This is a genomic window from Oleiphilus sp. HI0061, assembly GCF_001635675.1.
On the sequence record NZ_LWFE01000365.1, the window covers coordinates 1 to 640 of the forward strand.

At 44.4% G+C, this 640-nt stretch carries 1 protein-coding gene; it reads left to right on the plus strand.

From position 1 onward, the window contains the following. The coding region (locus A3735_RS05050) for an ABC transporter substrate-binding protein (protein WP_231882397.1) at positions 1-535 on the plus strand (535 nt) is incomplete at its 5' end. Positions 536-640: the final 105 nt, after the last annotated feature.

The window sequence follows — 640 nt, forward strand, 5'->3', positions numbered from 1 at the left end:
TGAGTTTTATATGCTTTTACGTAAGCTTTTCTGCCTATCCTTGTTAACACTAATCTCACATGCCAGTAGTTTAAGTGCAAATGAAGTCATTATAGGCCTTAACTATCCCGCTTCAGGCCCTTACCAAGTACAAGGACTCGCCCAAGAACGTGCTGCCGATATGGCAGTTGAAGAAATTAATAATAATGGCGGGATACTAGGAAAACCCATAAAGCTTCTTAAAAAAGACACTCAGTCAAAAGCCGCAATATCTACCACAAACGTCGTCCACATGATCGATGACCAGGGCGCAAAAATGATTTTTGGCGGTTCCTCTAGCGCTGTCTCTATTTCAGGTGGCTACGCTGCAAAAGCGCGTGACACTTTATACTTTGGCACGCTAACCTACTCAAATGCCACGACGGGGAAAGACGGTCATACCCACATGTTCAGGGAAAGTTATAACGCCTGGATGGGCGCTAAAGTGCTTTCAAAATACCTAAAGAAAAACTTCAAAGGTAAAGAGTTATTCTACATCACTGCAGACTATACCTGAGGCTGGTCGACTGAANACTCAATTCGCAAGTTCAGCAAAACCAAAGACAAAAAAGCACACCAGCGCGCACTTGTCCCCTTCCCTGGTGCGACAAAGCAGGACTTC